The organism is Rhizobium sp. YTUHZ045 (assembly GCF_051124255.1).
In the GTDB taxonomy this organism is placed as follows: Bacteria; Pseudomonadota; Alphaproteobacteria; order Rhizobiales; family Rhizobiaceae; genus Rhizobium.
The window spans coordinates 2,854,259-2,871,521 of the sequence record NZ_CP101432.1 but is presented as its reverse complement, the minus strand read 5'-3'; the positions used below and the strand labels follow the sequence as shown (position 1 = coordinate 2,871,521).

The 17,263-nt window shown below is 62.9% G+C and carries 15 protein-coding genes and 1 pseudogene; 6 read left to right on the top strand and 10 right to left on the bottom strand.

Features of this window, described 5'->3' with window-relative positions; all coding sequences use genetic code 11:
• The first annotated feature begins 18 nt into the window (after positions 1 to 18).
• The 4 genes from NMA58_RS14470 to leuA all read left to right on the top strand — a co-directional run bounded on the left by NMA58_RS14470 (position 19) and on the right by leuA (position 4,044).
• Positions 19 to 603 (top strand): ATP-dependent Clp protease proteolytic subunit, encoded by a 585-nt coding sequence (locus NMA58_RS14470; RefSeq protein ID WP_011426306.1) that lies wholly within the window; start codon positions 19 to 21, stop codon positions 601 to 603.
• Positions 604 to 752: 149 nt separating this feature from the next.
• Positions 753 to 1,982, top strand: coding sequence for a benzoate/H(+) symporter BenE family transporter (locus NMA58_RS14465; RefSeq protein WP_221112128.1), 1,230 nt, complete (start codon positions 753 to 755; stop codon positions 1,980 to 1,982).
• 61 nt (positions 1,983 to 2,043) lie between these two features.
• Entirely contained in the window at positions 2,044 to 2,169 is a 126-nt protein-coding gene (locus NMA58_RS14460; protein ID WP_257784615.1) for a hypothetical protein, read from the top strand.
• Positions 2,170 to 2,325: 156 nt separating this feature from the next.
• The gene (gene leuA / locus NMA58_RS14455; RefSeq protein WP_430959508.1) at positions 2,326 to 4,044 is read left to right on the top strand and encodes a 2-isopropylmalate synthase; all 1,719 of its coding nucleotides are present in this window, start codon (positions 2,326 to 2,328) and stop codon (positions 4,042 to 4,044) included.
• Between the two features lie 346 nt (positions 4,045 to 4,390).
• Here the strand turns inward: leuA and NMA58_RS14450 are convergent, their stop codons facing one another.
• The 4 genes from NMA58_RS14450 to NMA58_RS14435 all read right to left on the bottom strand — a co-directional run bounded on the left by NMA58_RS14450 (position 4,391) and on the right by NMA58_RS14435 (position 7,554).
• Entirely contained in the window at positions 4,391 to 5,230 is an 840-nt protein-coding gene (locus tag NMA58_RS14450; protein ID WP_434710796.1) for an anti-sigma factor family protein, read from the bottom strand.
• Between the two features lies 1 nt (position 5,231).
• The gene (locus tag NMA58_RS14445) at positions 5,232 to 5,741 is read right to left on the bottom strand and encodes an RNA polymerase sigma factor (RefSeq protein ID WP_434710794.1); all 510 of its coding nucleotides are present in this window, start codon (positions 5,739 to 5,741) and stop codon (positions 5,232 to 5,234) included.
• Between the two features lie 185 nt (positions 5,742 to 5,926).
• A complete protein-coding gene (locus NMA58_RS14440; RefSeq protein ID WP_097596970.1) occupies positions 5,927 to 6,487 on the bottom strand; it encodes a tetratricopeptide repeat protein in 561 nt (186 codons plus the stop codon).
• Positions 6,488 to 6,645: 158 nt separating this feature from the next.
• Positions 6,646 to 7,554, bottom strand: coding sequence for a metallophosphoesterase family protein (locus NMA58_RS14435; protein ID WP_183704780.1), 909 nt, complete (start codon positions 7,552 to 7,554; stop codon positions 6,646 to 6,648).
• Positions 7,555 to 7,624: 70 nt separating this feature from the next.
• Between NMA58_RS14435 and NMA58_RS14430 the strand changes: the two genes are divergently transcribed.
• Positions 7,625 to 8,104 (top strand): NUDIX domain-containing protein, encoded by a 480-nt coding sequence (locus NMA58_RS14430; protein ID WP_434710791.1) that lies wholly within the window; start codon positions 7,625 to 7,627, stop codon positions 8,102 to 8,104.
• Between the two features lie 84 nt (positions 8,105 to 8,188).
• Here NMA58_RS14430 and NMA58_RS14425 read toward each other — a convergent pair whose 3' ends face one another.
• A complete protein-coding gene (locus NMA58_RS14425; protein ID WP_434710789.1) occupies positions 8,189 to 9,199 on the bottom strand; it encodes a glutathione S-transferase family protein in 1,011 nt (336 codons plus the stop codon).
• A 165-nt stretch (positions 9,200 to 9,364) separates the two neighbouring features.
• Here NMA58_RS14425 and NMA58_RS14420 point away from each other — a divergent pair.
• A pseudogene (locus NMA58_RS14420) lies at positions 9,365 to 9,977 on the top strand (GNAT family N-acetyltransferase).
• Here NMA58_RS14420 and NMA58_RS14415 read toward each other — a convergent pair.
• From NMA58_RS14415 to NMA58_RS14395, 5 genes are read right to left on the bottom strand one after another with little or no spacing between them, the layout of a single operon-like run.
• Positions 9,978 to 10,394 carry a GNAT family N-acetyltransferase gene (locus tag NMA58_RS14415; RefSeq protein WP_434710787.1) on the bottom strand — a complete coding sequence of 139 codons (417 nt, stop codon included), beginning with the start codon at positions 10,392 to 10,394 and terminating at the stop codon, positions 9,978 to 9,980.
• 4 nt (positions 10,395 to 10,398) lie between these two features.
• Positions 10,399 to 12,471: a hypothetical protein gene (locus NMA58_RS14410; RefSeq protein WP_434710785.1), complete on the bottom strand. Its 2,073-nt coding sequence runs from the start codon at positions 12,469 to 12,471 to the stop codon at positions 10,399 to 10,401.
• A gap of 1 nt (position 12,472) precedes the next feature.
• A complete protein-coding gene (locus NMA58_RS14405) occupies positions 12,473 to 15,286 on the bottom strand; it encodes a DUF4159 domain-containing protein (protein ID WP_434710783.1) in 2,814 nt (937 codons plus the stop codon).
• Positions 15,283 to 16,203, bottom strand: coding sequence for a DUF58 domain-containing protein (locus NMA58_RS14400; protein WP_434710781.1), 921 nt, complete (start codon positions 16,201 to 16,203; stop codon positions 15,283 to 15,285). Before NMA58_RS14400 ends, NMA58_RS14405 begins: the two co-directional genes overlap by 4 nt.
• Before the next feature lie 13 nt (positions 16,204 to 16,216).
• Positions 16,217 to 17,227, bottom strand: coding sequence for an AAA family ATPase (locus NMA58_RS14395; RefSeq protein ID WP_097596963.1), 1,011 nt, complete (start codon positions 17,225 to 17,227; stop codon positions 16,217 to 16,219).
• Positions 17,228 to 17,263: the final 36 nt, after the last annotated feature.

Genomic DNA, 17,263 nt, shown 5'->3' with positions numbered 1-17,263 from the left:
CATCTCCGAGAGGTTCGAATGAACGACGAAGAACAGGACGACAAGACGAAGGAACTGCCGCTCGGCAAGGAAACGGAGGCGAATCTTTTCAAGTCGCGTTCGATCTTCATCTATGGACCGATCAACCAGGAACTGGCGCAGAAGGTCTGCTCGCAACTCGTTGCACTTGCTGCGGCCAGCGACGAAGACATTCGCATCTATGTCAATTCGCCCGGCGGTCACGTCGAATCCGGCGATTCCATCCATGACATGGTCAAGTTCATCAAGCCGAAGGTCTGGATGATCGGCACCGGCTGGGTCGCTTCGGCCGGCGCGCTGATCTATGTCGCGGCTCCCAGGGAGAGACGCCTGTGCCTGCCGAACACGCGCTTCCTGCTGCACCAACCGTCGGGCGGCACGCGCGGCATGGCGTCCGACATCGAGATCCAGGCACGCGAGATCATCAAGATGAACGAGCGCCTGAACAAGATTATGGCGGAGGCCACCGGCCAGCCGCTCGAGAAGATTGCCAAGGACACGGATCGCGACTACTGGCTCTCGGCCGAAGAGGCGAAGGACTATGGCCTTGTCTCGCGCATCGTGACGTCGCAAGCCGACATCTGAGTTTTCTCGACCGAAACCTTCGAAACGCCCTTGCCTGCCGACCGCAGGTGAGGGCGTCTTGATTTCGGTTATGCTTGCGGTCGTTGACCGGTAGGGCTGGACGGAAAGCCCTCAATCTGGACTTGCGCGGGCGCCAACCATCATGCTCCATGCGCCATTCCAGCAGCTCAGAGTCCGCCATGCTCAAAGATTTTTCCGTCCAGGCCCTGTTCATGGGTCTGCTTACCGCTTTCGTCGGCTCCGCCAGTTCCTTCGCCGTCGTGCTGCACGGGCTGCAGGCGGTGGGTGCGACGGATGCGCAGGCCGCTTCGGGGCTGATGGCGTTGTCGATCTCCATGGGCGTCTGCGCGATCGTGCTCAGCGCCGTGACTCGACTGCCGATCAGCATCGCCTGGTCGACGCCGGGGGCGGCGCTGCTCGCAAGCACCGGCGCAATCGAGGGCGGCTTCAATGCAGCGGTCGGCGCATTCCTGATCTGCGCCGTGCTGATCATCATTGCCGGGTTGTTCAAGCCGCTCGGCCGGGCGGTCGCCGCCATTCCCGCGCCGCTCGCGAATGCGATGCTATCAGGTGTGCTGATCGGCCTCTGCTTTGCGCCGGTGAAGGCGATCGGCTTCAATCCGCTGCTCGGTCTGCCGATCGTCATTTCCTGGATCGTCGTCGGCGCCTTCAAGCGGCTCTGGGCGGTGCCGGCCGCACTCGCCGCCTTCGTGCTGGTGCTCGCCTTCGGCGTCGACATTCCCGACGGCGCTTTCGCCTCGCTCGAACGATCGCTGGTGCCGACGGCGGAACTCGTGCGGCCGGTATTCACCCTCGCGGCCTTCATCTCGATCGCGCTGCCGCTTTTCATCGTCACCATGGCCTCGCAGAACATTCCCGGCATCGCCGTCCTAAAAGTCAATCACTATGATCCGAAGCCAGGTCCGCTCTTCGCCGTCACCGGCTTCTTTTCGTTGCTGTCGGCGCCTTTCGGCGGCCATGCCGTCAACTTGGCGGCGATCACCGCGGCAATGTGCGCCGGGCATGACGCGCATGCCGATCCCAAGCGGCGCTATTGGGCATCGCTGATCGCCGGCGTCGGTTACGTGATCCTCGGGCTGCTCGCCGGCGCGGTCACGGCCTTCGTCGCCTTGGCGCCGCCCATTCTGATCGAGGCGGTGGCGGGGCTGGCGCTGGTCGGGGCCTTCTCATCCTCGGCGATGTCGGCTTTCCAGGCGCAGGAATCGCGCGAGGCGGCGGCGATCACCTTCCTCGTCACTGCATCCGGCGTTTCCTTCGCCGGCATCTCGGGTGCCTTTTGGGGACTGATCGCCGGCGGGCTGATGCTGGCGCTGTCGCGGCTGGTGAAGATGTCGAAAGATCGCGCTCGGCAGAAGTAACGGAAAGCCGGCGCGCCGAGAGGGCTTGCCAGTTTCACCGCCCAACGCTATAAGCGCGGCCATGAAGACCTCTGGCGCCAAGATTTCCGATACGATTGCACGCGGCCGCATCGCCCTGCGTGACGTCTCGAGCGCCGTGACCTCGCTTCTTCTCCTCGGCCTTACGCGCGGTTGCCGGGTCCGTTGAGGAGCGCCCGGCGGCCGAAAGCCCGCCCGGCATCGCTCCTCGCGATTGACTTTCAAAATTGACCTAACGACCGACGAAGGTCCGCATTTGTTTATCGCCAAGGCCGATGCGATCGGCTAAGAGGCGGGGCAAATGCCGGGACGAGGAGACAAGATAATGGACAACACCACCAGCCGATCCTCCGCAAAAGGCATGCCTGATGCCGCGGTGAAATACCGGCCCTATCCGCAGGTGAACATTCCCGACCGCACCTGGCCGACGAAGACTATCACTAAGGCGCCGGTCTGGTGCTCGGTGGACCTGCGCGACGGCAATCAGGCACTGGTCGACCCGATGGGCCACGACCGCAAGGCCCGCATGTTCCATCTGCTGCTCGAGATGGGCTTCAAGGAAATCGAGATCGGTTTCCCTTCCGCCTCGCAGACGGATTTCGATTTCGCCCGCTGGTGCGTGGAAGAGGGCAACGTGCCCGCGGACGTGTCGCTGCAGGTGCTGGTACAGTGCCGCCCGGAGCTCATCACCCGCACCTTCGAAGCGTTGGAAGGCGCGAACCGGCCGATCGTGCATTTCTATAACTCGACCAGCGAGCTGCAGCGTCGTGTCGTTTTCGCCAAGGATGTGCAGGGCATCAAACAGATCGCCGTCGATGCCGCCAAGATGATCACCGACATGGCGGCCAAGGCCGGCGGCGGCTACCGTTTCGAATATTCGCCCGAGAGCTTCACCGGTACGGAGCTGGAAGTGGCGCTGGAGATCTGCAACGCCGTCATCGAGGTGGTGAAGCCGACGCCGGACAACAAGCTCATCATCAACCTGCCGTCCACCGTCGAGATGGCGACGCCGAACGTCTATGCCGACCAGATCGAATGGATGTGCCGCAGCCTCGACAATCGCGAGAACCTGATCGTCTCGCTGCATCCGCACAACGACCGCGGCACCGGCATTGCCGCCGCCGAGCTGGCCTTGCTGGCAGGCGCCGACCGCGTCGAAGGCACGCTGTTCGGCAATGGCGAACGCACCGGCAATGTCGACGTCGTGACGATGGCGCTCAACATGTTCACGCAGGGCGTCGATCCCGGGATCGACTGCTCGAACATCGAGCGCATCAAGGAAGTGTTCGAATATTCGAACCAGATGACGATTGCCGAGCGTCACCCTTATGTCGGCGAGCTGGTCTATACGGCGTTCTCCGGCTCGCATCAGGATGCGATCAACAAGGGCATGAAGGCGGCACAGGTCGCCAACCATCCGGTCTGGGAAGTGCCGTATCTGCCGATCGATCCGCGCGACGTCGGCCGTTCCTACGAGGCGATCATCCGCATCAACTCGCAGTCGGGCAAGGGCGGCATCGCCTATATCCTGCAGCAGGATTACGGGCTCAACCTGCCGCGCAACCTGCAGGTCGAATTTCGTGAGGATATCCAGCGCATCACCGACGTGGAGGGCAAGGAGCTTCCCTCGAAGCGCATCTACGACCGCTTCATCGAGCGCTACGTGACGCAGCCCGAGGCGCGCCTCAAGTTCGTCGACCACCACACCTATCCCGACACCGAGCGCAAGGGCCAGCGGATCGTTGCAGCTGAAATCACCGACAATGGCGAGATCAAGCGCATCGAAGGGCGCGGCAACGGTCCGATCGACGGCTTCATCAACGCACTATCGCATTATCTCGGCATCGAGATGTCGGTCGAGGACTATTCCGAACATTCACTGCAGCATGGCTCGAACGCGGCAGCGATCTCCTATGTCGAGACCTCCTATCCCGGCGGCAAGCTCTTCGGCGCCGGCATCAATACCAACATCGTCGCGGCATCGCTGGAGGCGATCGTTTCGGCTGCCAACCGAGTGCTCGAAGTGAAGGCTGGCAGGGCTTGATCTGCGAAGGGTTCAGGCCGCGATCGTCGGCGCGGCCTGATGATTAGGTTGATTTCGTTGCGTCTTCGCTAAGCGAAAGCAGCGAATGGCCGTGTGGCCCCCTCATCCGCCCCTACCGGGCACCTTCTCCCCGCTGGGGAGAGAGAGAGAGCGAGTGGCGGCCTACCGTCCTTCGGCGCCCTCTTACGAATGAGAGGGAGCCAGACGTTGCGGCATATCCCTTCTCCCCAGCGGAGAAGGTGCCGGCAGGCGGATGAGGGGGCGGCTGATGCTGATGGTCGATTTTGCCATTTACCGCCTCAGCTCCGCTGGCGGTAATCACTCACCCTCATACGACAGGCGGCAATCAAATCGCCGTGGCAATCTTCATGGCGAGTTGTCCGAGGGTGGCTTCGGCGGAGGGGCCGGCGAGAACGTAGGATGTGCCTGCATTGTGCCAGGTGACCAGGCCAATCTCGTCCTTGATCGTTTCCTTGAAGTCGTCGGTCTCAGGCGGCTGCGCGTCCTTCCGGAAGCAGATGGAGATTATATCGCCGTCGCTGTTGGAATAGACGAGCTGACCGACGGGGCGATTGTCGCCGAGAATGACGCGGGCACCCTGGAAGGTCCAGGATTCGGCGCTGAGATCCGGCACGCGGAAAGGCACGCCGATGGCGGTCGTCAGCCAGCTGGAGATTTCTTCGGCCTGCGATGCCGGCACTTCGACGAGGTGACGGGGTTGGCGGATCAGCAGGCGTTGATAGGCGGTGACGTCGCCGAGCCAGTTGTTGGTATTGGCGGGCGCCGTGGCGGTCGTGGTGGCGATCTCGTCGGCATCCGGGGTGGTGCCGGCAAAATAGCCGATGCCGCAACCGACGACGAAGAGGATAAGAGCGGCTGCCAGCGCCTGCGGGCCGCTCGGGGCCAGTTTCACCTGGGGGCGCATGGCGCGCTGGGCGATCGGCGTCTTTGGCGGCTGCGTGCTCTTGATCGAGCGGACGAGGGCGAGCGGCACCGGCTCCTTCAGGACATCGTCCAGGCGGCGGCGGCCGAAATCGGCGCCATGACGCAGCTTTTCATGCAGACGGCGCGCATTCTCGTCGGTTGCCAGGCGCTGTTCCAGTTCGTGCCGTTGTTCGGGAGAGACCTCGCCGTCGAGAAGGGCGGTGAGCTGGGCTTCGAGCGGCAATTTCCTAAGATCGAGCAATTCAGTACCTGTGGATGGGGTGGGTGCCGGCAAGCCCGGCGAAATGCAGCCTTGCGGTGGCAAGCTGGGAGACGACGCTTGCCGTCGAAATGCCCATGATCTCGGCCGCCTGCTGATAGCTGTGGCCTTCGACATCGACGAGCAGGAAGATCGAGGAAACACCGTCCGGCATTTCGGCGATCATGCGATGGATGGCGTCGGGATCGACCGGGGCCGAGCGTTCACGGGCAGCCTCTCTGATGTCGGTGACGTTGCCGCGTGCCGACGCCTTCGGCTTCCGCTTGCGGCTGTCCTCCGTCCACTGCTGGCGGGCAAGCGTGTAGATCCAGCTTTCCAGTCGGCCCTCGCCATTCCACTGATGGCCCTTGGCAATGGCACGCAGACAAACGGCTTGGACAAGTTCGTCGGCCACGCCAGCTTCGCCCGCGAGCGTGATCGCGAAGCGGCGAAGGTGGGGCAGAAGGGCGACGAGATCACGCCGGAGGTCGATGGTCGTTGCGGGCTGACGCATTGTCTATCCAAGAAGCATTCGCGATGGTTTCGCAGACGAAGGGTTCGCCATCGAGCGCGAAACCGGCTTTATCGGCACCGGAGATGCAGGCTCTTTATGAAGCAAGTCTACTGCAGTTCGCAAGCATCCGGTCATCTTATCCCCTTTCCCGAGGGGTTTTCCTAATCTAGCCCGCAAAGCTTGCGTCAATATGTCCTGTAACCGTTCAAGCTTTGCAGCAGAGCGCGGTAAGCCCAAGTGTTTTCGCCGCCGCGGTCGCGAATCTCGACGAGCTGGACGCGAGCCCCTTGGATGTCTCCCTGTTCCACCAGTGCCATGCCCATATAGGAGCGGGCGAGAATATAATTCTCATCCGCCTGCAATGCCTTGCGGTAATAGGACATCCCAAGCTCCATGCGGCCGGCTTTGCGGTTCGCATAGCCGAGATAATTCAGAACGCGCGGGTCGTTCTGATTACGGGCAAGATTGAGCACGGTGATGGCGTTCTCATACTGGCCGGCATAGGCAAACTCGCGGGCGAACTTGTAGAGATCGTCATCGTTGAAGCTGTTCTTCTTCGGGGTGACGCATTCCTTCTTCTGCTTATCCCAGACCTTGCCGCCGGTGCAGGTCTTGGTCGTCTGGGTCTTCGGCGGCGGATTGGTGTCGTCGTTGCTGTCGCCGACCGCGAAGGCGGCGCTCGCCATGCCGAGTACAAAGCCGGCGGCAAGTGTTGTTCTGCACAGGCGATGGAAGGGGGAAGTCATTGGCGGCTCCGTTCTGAGGCGATGCAGTCGGTCGGATTGTACGCTTGCCGGCAAAAATACCAAGAGGGTAGGCAGCCTCCATGACAAATGTTGCGACTGTGGCGAAGCGCTTTCCGAGATTGATTCAAGTGCCGCATAAAGAGAGTCGGAAGTCGGCGCTAAGGGGCGAAAATATCGACGCTTTCCGACATCATCGCATCGCCTGTCCTGTTCAGGCTGAAGCGCTCGCCGGTGAGTTCCCAGGCGCCCGGAGAGCCGTCGATGGAGAAGAGGTTGTAGGCGGCTGGCGGCTTAATGCTGCCCGGTCCCTGCGAGGCCGACGCGATGCCGACGACCGGCACCGGCTGCACCTGGCCGCGCAGCCAGTGGAGCGTGTTCAGATGCGTGTGGCCGTGCAACACGAGCTCGGCGCCGCCGGTCGAAATCACGGCCGCGAAGCGACGGATGCCGATCATGCGTTTGTGAAAGGCGGTGGCGCCGCGGATCGGCGGATGATGGATCATGACGACGCGGAAGAGACCGGCTTCGCCGGCCGCGCGCAGCATGTTCACCGTATCGCGGGCCTGGCGAGCGCTGAAAAAGCCGGAGGCGGCGAAAGGGGGCGTGGCGACTGCCGTGGAGCAGCCGACGATCGCAACTTTGTCGCGGACACGTAGATAGGGAAAGATGCGGCGGTCTTCCTGCCATTGCGGCGAGGCGAGGTCGCCGCGGACATAATCGTACCAGGCGCGCATCGATTTCTCATAGGCACCCGGCACATAGGCGTCGTGATTGCCTGGAACGACCGAGGTGTCGGCGGGGTCGCCGAGCGCGCGCAGCCAGGCGGCGGCGGCGCGGATCTCGATGCCGCTCGCCAGGTTGACGAGGTCGCCGGTGACGGCCAGATGATCGGCCTGATGGGCGCGGATGTCATCGAGCAGCAGATCCAGCGTGCTGGCGAAAAGGTGCTTGCGTCGATTTCGATGCCAGTTCACAAAGCCGGTTATGCGTTTTGAAAACAGCTCTTGAACGGAAAGACGGGGCAGCGGTCCGAGGTGGACGTCGGAAATATGCGCGAGCTTGAACATGCTACGAGACATAGACCAGCTTATTGACAAATCAAACACATCCGGCGCGATGAAGAGCCGAAACGGGACGATGGTGGATAAAGAGAAGCGGCCTCCTCACATCAGGCTGGCCTTGCGCCTCCTGCATGTCTATTTCTCCTTCGCCCGCGGCATGACGATGGGCGTTAGGGCCGCCTGTTTCGATAAGGACGGGCGGATTTTCCTCGTGCGCCACAGCTATGTCGGTGGTTGGCATATGCCCGGCGGCGGGCTGGAGCGCAATGAGACGGCCGAAGAAGCGCTGGTCAAGGAACTGCGCGAGGAGGGCAACCTCAGAATCATCGGAAAACCGCAGCTGGTCCAAGTCTATTTCAACACCACGACCACCCGGCGCGACCACGTCGTATTCTATCGCGTAATCGTCGAGCAGACGGCGCCGCGGCCGCCGGATTGGGAGATTTCCGACAGCGGGTTCTTTTCGCTCGACAGCCTGCCCGAGGGCACGACCGAGGCGACGTATCGCCGCCTCGCCGAGCTTCGGGGCGAGCAGGAGCCTGACCATCGCTGGTGAGAAGCTTCAGGCTGCATTCAGCCCGCTGGATAATTTCTTAAATCGGAATCGATTTAAGAGTAAATTATGCAGCAATTTAAAGTTCTACAGCGTCCTTTGCGCGTCTAAAAAGACGCGCGGCGCTGTAGCGCGGTCATGCGGGCTGTCGAGATCGAGCGCCGGGCCTGCGGGGACGATGCCGGTCGGGTTGATCGCCTTGTGACTGCGGTAGTAGTGCTGCTTGATGTGCTGCAGGTTTACCGTCTCGGCAACGCCTGCCGTTTGATAGAGATCCCTGAGATAGCCGGGCAGATTGCGATAATCGGCGATGCGGCGGATGTTGCACTTGAAGTGGCCGACATAGACCGGATCGAAACGCACCAGCGTGGTGAAGAGGCGCCAATCGGCCTCGGTCAATCTGTCGCCGAAAAGGTAACGGCCCCTGCCCAGGCGTTCGTCGAGAATGTCGAGTGTTTCGAACAATTTGACGACATTTTCCTCGTAAGCTTCTTGAGTTGTGGCAAAGCCCGCCTTGTAGACGCCGTTATTGACCGTGTCGTAGACGGTGGCGTTCAGCGCGTCGATCTCGGCGCGCAGATCCTCCGGATAGAAATCGGCCTTCGAACCCGTCAGCCCGTCGAAGGCGCTGTTGAACATGCGGATGATCTCGGCCGATTCGTTGCTGACGATCGTGCCGGTCTGCTTGTCCCAGAGGACGGGAACGGTGACACGGCCGGAATAATGCGGATCGGCCTTGACGTAGATCTGCCAGAGTGTCCCGACGCCAAAAAGATGGTCGCCCGTAGCGCCGTCACCGACCTTGAACTCCCAGCCATTCTCGAGCATCAGCGGATCCACGACAGAAACCGAAATCAGGTCCTCCAGTTTCTTCAGCTTGCGGAAGATCAGGGTGCGATGCGCCCAGGGGCAGGCGAGAGAGACATAAAGATGATACCGCCCGGCCTCGGCCTTGAAGCCGCCGCTTCCGGAAGGTCCAGCCTCGCCGTCTGCCGTCACCCAGTTGCGAAATTGCGAGGGCTGACGTTTGAAGTGGCCCTTGCTTTCCTTCGTGTCGTACCAGACGTCATGCCAGACGCCGTCCACAAGCATTCCCATGATTCATTCCCTGGTTGCCATGTTGGAATTGACGTTAGCTGAGATAGTGGGGCTTTGCAGGCAGTAAAGATTGAACAGTGCGTTACGCCCCCGACGCCAGCAGGCTCGGGTGTGCATTTTGCGTTGGACGGCGGAAATTTTTCCTGCTATCGGCCTTTTCACGATTTGGGGAACACCTGCCTGATGTTCATTTCCAGAAACCTGCGACGACGCTGATGCTCCGAACGCCAAGGGCGTGTTCGAGACCCATCAATCTGTCCAACCGGTTTCTGTCATCATGTACAAGCACGATCTCGTCTACCTCACCGAAGACGCGTCCCACGACGCCGCCATCGAACACATCAATGAAGAAGCCTTCGGTCCGGGCCGCTTCGCGCGGGCTGCCGCGCGTATCCGCGAGCAGGGGCCGCATGACCTGTCGCTTTCCTTCATCTGTGCTGACGACGGCGAGACGATCGCCTCCGTGCGCATGACGCCGGTGCTGGCCGGCACGGTGAAGGGGCATCTTCTTGGCCCGCTTGCCGTTCGACCCTCGCACAAAAATATAGGTATCGGCAGGGAACTGGTGCGGATCGCGGTGGAAGCTGCGCGGCGCAAGGGTTCGGAAGCCGTCATCCTCGTCGGCGATCCGCCCTATTACGGTCCGCTTGGCTTCGAGAAGGTGGCCTATAACGCGCTTGCCTTTCCAGGCCCCGTCGATCCGGGCCGGGTGCTGGTCGTTCCGATGGCCGAGGGTGTGCATGAGCGGCTGAAAGGTATGATCGCCTGGCGCGGATGATCAGAGCTTTTTCCGGAGGAAGCTGCGGGTGCGACCTTCCGGGAAATTTTCAAGCTCGCCGAAGACTTCATAACCCTGGCGCAGATAGGCGCGGAGAGCCTGCGGGTTGAAGGTATCGATCCAGGCGCCACGGCATCCTCGCGCCTTGGCCTCGTCTTCCGCTTTTGCGAGAATCTTGCCGGCTATGCCCGTTCCGCGCAGCGTATCGGGGATATAAAGCATCTGGGTAACGAGCCAGCCCCAGGCGGTAAAGCCCGACAGGCCGCCGGTCACCTTGCCGTCGGTATCGCGGATGAGGACGACGAGCGGCTGGCGGTCCGAAGGGCCGACATCGCTGTTATTGAAGGCCGAGAGCGCATCGGTGATTGCCGCGAGTTCCTCAGCCGAAGGCGATGCCGTGACCTCGAACTCCGGCATGCGACTATCGCCCTTCGCGCCACCACATGGCGCCGAAAGCGAGCAGCAGGATGCCGACGCCGGCGAAACCGGCAAAGAGCGGCAGCGTGTTGATTCCCTTCAGGACCGTTTCGTTGGTCATGCGGATCATCATTCGCTCGTTATCGGAGACGCGGACCTGGCCGCGCACCGGCAGGATCGGCGGAACGCTGATTGCGCCCTTTTCGCTTGCGACGCGGGTCACGAGACCTTTGCTCCTGTCGACGACAGGCTTCAGCACATCGGTCGTCGAGATCATCGCCTTGAATTCCGGCGCATCGACAGCGCCGATGTGCACAAGCGTCGATAACTTGCCGTTACGGATTTCGAAGAGGCCGACCTCGTTCATTCGTTTCTCGGCCTTGTAAAGCCCGGGTTCTGTCTGGGTGAGCGGCAAGGTTTCGGTCTTGCCGGAGGGATAACGCACGGTGGCGTTACCAGGATTGTCGCCGATTGTCTGGCGGGTGACTTCAAGGGTTCGGCCGGAGGCGCGCGCCGTCAACGCTTCTTCCTCGAGCGCTGGTTCCTTCATCAGCCAATGAGCGATGCGGCGATACAGCGAGACATTTGGACCGCCGCCTTCGAAGCCGCGCGCCCAGAGCCAGCCCTGATCGGAAAGCAGCATGGCGACACGGCCCTGGCCGGCACGGTTCAGCACCAGCAGCGGATGGTTGTCCGCGCCAACCATGATCGTTTCGCCCTGCGGCCGTTCGACATCGACGCTGCGGAACCAGCGGCCCCAATGCGGCGGGTCCTCGCCGGAGCCGTCCAAGCCGCGCGTGACCGGATGCTTACGCCCTTCCTCGGAGAGTCGAGGATAGAAGGCCTTCTCGATCATCCGGCCCGTCGGCTCTGCCGGCAGCACGGAGGCGAGCGGCGTCATCGCGATCGACTCCGGGCTCGCATGTTCCGGGCCGGCGGCAATCAGCAGCGCGCCGCCGTTCTCCACGTATTGGGCGATGTTGTCATAGTAAAGCATCGGCAGCACGTTGGCGCGATCCTGATAGCGATCGAAGATGATCAGGTCGAAATCCTTGATCTTGTCGATGAAGAGTTCACGCGTCGGGAAGGCGATCAGCGACAGCTCGTTGATCGGCGTGCCGTCCTGCTTTTCCGGCGGACGCAGGATGGTGAAGTGAACGAGATCGACCGAGGCGTCGGATTTCAGGAGGTTGCGCCATGCGCGCTCGCCGGCATGCGGCTCGCCGGAGACCAGCAGAACGCGCAGATTCTGGCGGATGCCATCGATGACATGAACGGCACGGTTGTTGGCGGCGGTGACTTCGCCGGGAAGCTCGGCGACGGAAAATTCGAGCACATTGCTGCCGCCACCCGGAACCTTGAAGGAGAAGGGCGTATCCTGACCGGGCGTTGCCTGCAAGGTAGCGATCTCGTCGCCGTTCAGCTTCACCGTGACGTCGGCCGTGCCGCCGGGGCTCGGACCATCGTCAAAGACGCGCAGGACGACCTGCTGCTCCTCGTTGACGATGCCGAAGCGCGGTCCCTTGATGACTTCGATGCGACGGTCGAATTCCTTGGGCTTGCCGGTGACGAGACCATGGATCGGCGCATCGAAGCCAAGCGCCTGATTGGCGGCCGGGACATCATGGACTTCGCCGTCTGTCAGTATGATGGCGCCGCCGATGCGTGCGGAAGGGACGTCAGCGATGTTGGCTGCCATCGCCTCGAAGAGGCGGGTGGACGGAACGTCGGAATTGATGTCGCCTTCGACGTCGACGAAGCGGGGTTCTATCTGGGGGAAGCGGGCAAGCTGCCCTTTCAATGCCGCAAGCGCGTCATCGGTCATCTTCGTGCGCTCGGGCGTCTGCTGGCTCTGGCTCCGGTCGACGATGACGGGGACGATTGTCGACAGCTGATCCCGATCCTCCTGCAGCAGTACGGGATTGGCAAGGGCGGTCAACAGGGCGAGGGCGGCCAGTGTCCTGATCCAGGCGCCGCGAATGCCGCGCCAGATCGCAATGGCGGCGATGAGAGCGCTGACGGCGGCCAGTGCGGCCAGAACAGGCCAGGGCAGGAAGGGTGAAAAATCGAAGGTCATCTCATTGCCCTAACCGTTCGAGGAGGTCGGGAACGTGGACCTGGTCGGTCTTGTAGTTGCCGGTCAGCATGTACATCATGATATTGACGCCGGCTCGGTAGGCATATTCACGCTGCGCTTCATCCGAGGGCACGGTCGGCAACATCGGCGTGCCGTTTTCGTCAACTGCCCAGGCGCCGGCGAAATCATTGCCGGTGATCAGGATCGGCGAAACCCCGTCGGCCGTCGCCGCCGATTTTTCGGTCGCTTCGCGGCCACCTTGCCGGGCCTCGATCCAAAGCGGGCTGCCGGCATAGCGGCCGGGAAAGCTCGACAAGAGATAGAAGGATTTGGTCAGCACGTGATCCGAGGGTACCGGTTCGAGCGGCGGGATATCGAGGTTGGCGAGGATTTCCTGCAGCCGCTGACCGTTGGCGCCGACATTGCCGCCATTGTCCAAGGCGCTTATCTGGTCGCGCGTATCGAAGAGCACGGTGCCGCCGTTGCGCATATAGGCGTCGATGCGGCTGATGGCGGCCGATGACGGCATCGGCGCCGTTGCCGAAACCGGCCAATAGATGATCGGATAGAATGTGAGCTCGTCCTTGGTGAGGTCGAGCCCGACGGGCGGCGCCGGCTCCAGCGTCGTGCGGAAGGTCAGGAACTGGGTCAAGCCCTCAAGGCCGCGCTCGGATATATTGTCGACTTCCTGCTCGCCGGTGACGACGTAGGCGAGATGCGTGTTGTCAAGCCGCTCCAGAATGAGGTCGTCGCCGGGCCGGGAGTCGTTGGCGTGAAGTGTGCCGGGCTGCAGCAGGAAGCCGGCGCCGACCGCGACTGCGATCACGCCCAGGGTGCGGGCGGCCGGGCGCAATCGCGAAAAAGCGCCGTTCATGAAGAGAACGACCAGCCCGTCGGCGAGCAGCAGCAGAAAGGCGACCAGGAAAAGAGCCGGCTTTGCCGACCAGCTTTCGCCGCCGATCAAGCCTTCGCGCACGGCATTGGTTCCAGCGGTATCGAGCGGCTTCAGTTCGGCGTTCTCGGGCAGCACGTTCAATGAGGTGAAACCATCTTCCGAACCGTAGAGGCCAGGCGGATTGTCGAAATCCGCCGTCGGTTCGGCTCCGGCCCTGGGGATCAGAGGTCGCGCCGAGCCAGTCTCGGAGACGAGCACACCCTTGGCCGTCAGCATGCGGTAGGGCGGAAGGGTCTCGGAGACACGCGCGCTGCTGCGCGCCTCAGACGTCACACCGCCTGAGCGCGATATCTGCAGGAGGTGACGCAGCATGTCGACGAAAGTGCCAGAGATCGGCAGATCGGACCAGGTCGCTTCCGCAGTGACGTGGAAGAGGACGATCTGGCCGGATGCCAGCTGCTTCATCGTCACCAGCGGCGTGCCGTCGGCGAGGCTTGCCCAGGTGCGTTCGGCAAGGTCGGGTGTCGGCTCGGCAAGCACCTGCCGTTTGACGACCACATCGGCGGGACGCGGTATGCCCGCGAAAGGCCCGATGCTCGGAAATTCGGCCAGCGACTGCGGTTCGCTCCAGGACAAGGTGCCGCCCAGCGCCCGTTCTCCCTGGCGCAGGATGACGGGAATGAGCGGATCGTCGGCAGGTGCCGCCGCCATGCGCGGGCCGGCGAAACGCAGGAGCATGCCACCGTTCGATATCCAGCGTGTCAGAGGTTCGTAGGTCTCCTCCGGCAGGCGGCCGATATCGGCCATGATGATGATCGAAGGATTGCTGGCGAGAAGCTTCGGTATGGCGACGGCCAGATCGGAGTCGGTGGGCTGGATGATATCCGCATAGGGCTGCAGCGCCCGCTGGATGTAGTAGAGCGGCGAGAGCAGCGGCTGGAATTCATCGGCTCCGGTACCGGACAGCAGGACGACCCGGCGGCGCTTGAACGCATCGTCAAGAAGGTGGACCGCGCCTGCCGTCGCGCCGTCGTCGACGCTGATGCGGGCGAAATCGTTGCGCATCTCGAAGGGAGCGGTGATCGAACTCGTGGCGACGCTCTGGCCGGGACGGAAATCCACCCTGCCGTTGGCAATCGAGCGGCCCTGGGCATCGACGGCGTTCAGCGCCACGGATGCGGGGCGCGAACTGTCGAGCCGCGTGACTTTGACGGTCATGGCATCGGCCGCATTGCTGGCCGCGGTGACGGCAACCGTCTTCGTGGCATCGCCCTCGATCAGGCGCAGATCAGCGGGCTGGAGCTCGGCGAGCCTGCGCACCGTCGGATCATCGGCTTTGGCGGCGGCACCGTCGGTCAGGAAGGCGAGGGTGCCGGGCTTGACGCCGTTGAGCGCCGCGCGCAGCGCCTGGAACGTGCGCTCGCGATCGGGGACCAGCGGCCGCGGCTCGGCAGCCCGCAGCTTGTCGCGGGCACTCGCTGCCGTGCCGGGCACCGCATCATTGGTCGGATCGGCGGTGAAGGCGATCGCTACCGGCGTGCCCGCGGATTCGGCATCGTCCACCAGCGCGTCGGCGGTCTGGACGCGCCGCTCCCAATCGGGCGATGCCGCCCAGCTGTTGTCGACGAAGAGGACGAGCGGGCCGCCCGAGGCCAGAGAATTGGTGCGCGGGTTGAAGACCGGGTCAGCAATCGCAAGGATAATGATGGCGGCGAGCAGCATGCGCAGCAGCGTCAGCCACCAGGGGCTTTGCGCCGGCGTTTCCTCGCGTTTCAGCACCGACGCAAGGATTTTCAGCGGTGGAAAGACTTCCGTTTTCGGACGTGGTGGTGTCAGCCGCAACAGCCACCAGATGACCGGCAGGGCGATCAGGGCACCGAGAATGGCGGGATAGGCGAAAGCGAAGGGAAGGGCGTTCATAGCAGCCCTCCATGCGTTGCCTTGGCCGGCATGCCGGACAGGTACATGTGGACCGCAACCAGCGCCTCCGAGGCAAGATGATCGGTGCGGTGGGTCGTAAAGGACCAGCCGAGATGCCGCAGCGACTGACCGAGGCTCTCCCTGCGGGCGAGGTAGGCGTTGCGATAGGTCTCGCGGATGTGTTCGGCGCGGCCGGAGATGAGCTTTGCGCCGGTCTCCGGGTCGATGAATTCGGTGCGGCCGCTATAGGGAAAGATCTCTTCAGCGGGATCTGCTATCTCGACCACATGGCCGTGCAGGCCGCGGCGGGCAAGCGGGCCGAGCCGCTCCATGATAACAGGAGCGTCGTCGAGGAAATCGCCGATGAGCACGAGGTCGCTCCAGCCGCGGATCATTCCGGTTTCCGGCAGCCCGCCGGTCAGCGGCGCGTGCATGAGCGCGGCTGCGAGGCGTTCGGCGGCATTGCGGGTGGAGGCGGGTTCCATGATGCCGGGGCAGCCGATGCGTTCGCCGGAGCGGGCGAGGATTTCGGCAAGCGCCAGCATGACAACGAGCGCTCGGCTTTCCTTGGAGACGCTGCCGTAGCTCGACTTGTACATCATCGAGGGCGACATGTCGCACCAGAGCCAGATCGTGTGCGCTGCCTCCCATTCGCGCTCGCGCACATAGGTATGATCGTCGCGGGCGGAGCGGCGCCAATCGATGCGCGACAGGCTTTCACCTTCGGCATAGGGACGAAACTGCCAGAAATTCTCGCCGATGCCGCGCTTGCGGCGGCCGTGCCAGCCGGCAATCACCGTATTGGCGATGCGCTTGGCTTCCACCAGGCAGTCCGGCATCAGGGCGGCCCGCTGCCTGGCGCGGGAAAGGGCATCGCTGCCTGACGTCGGGTTAACGGTCTGTCCGATAGATGCCACGCGTCCGGCTTCCTTATCCCTTTGCCTGCCTGACCAGTCCGGCGATGACGTCGCGCACCGACATGCCTTCGGCGCGGGCGGCGAAGGTCAGCGCCATGCGGTGCTGGAGAATGGGTTCGGCAAGCGCGAAGATATCATCGAGGGACGGGGCGAGGCGGCCCTCGTAGAGCGCGCGGGCGCGCGCGCAGAGCATCATCGCCTGGCCGGCGCGCGGGCCCGGACCCCAGGCGACGTTCTTGTCGGTCGAGGCATTCCCCTGGCCTGGGCGGGCGGATCGCACCAGCGAAAGGATGGCGTCGACGACCGTTTCGCTCACCGGCATCTGACGCACCAGGGTCTGGATTTCGATCAGCCGCTGCGCATCGATGACGGCTTCCGGCCGGGTTTCGCCGAGGCCTGTGGTCTCGAGCAGGATCTGTCGCTCGGCGGCGAGCTCGGGATAGTTGACGTCGACCTGCAGCAGGAAGCGGTCGAGCTGGGCCTCGGGCAGGGGATAGGTGCCTTCCTGCTCCAGCGGATTCTGGGTGGCGAGCACGTGGAAGGGAGCCGGCAGATCATGGCGCTGGCCGGCGATGGTGATGTGATATTCCTGCATCGCCTGCAGAAGCGCCGACTGGGTGCGCGGCGAGGCGCGGTTGATTTCGTCGGCCATCAGCAGCTGGGCGAAGACCGGGCCTTTGATGAAACGGAAGGAACGGCGGCCGCTGTCGTCCTGATCCATCACCTCGGAGCCGAGAATATCCGAAGGCATCAGGTCGGGTGTGAACTGGATGCGGTTGGCAGCAAGGCCCAGCACCTCGCCGAGCGTCGTCACCAGCCTGGTCTTGGCAAGGCCGGGAACGCCGACGAGCAGGGCATGGCCGCCTGACAGCACAGCGAGGACGGTGTTCTCGACGACGCTCTCCTGACCGAAGATCACTTTCGAGACTTCCCCGCGGATGGCGGCGATATCGGAGAGCGCCCTTTCAGCGGCGGCGACGATCGCCTTTTCATCGAGGCTGGCTTCGGTCTTCATCATACCCACGGGCATCTCCAACGGCTGAAATCATTCGGCAGCGAA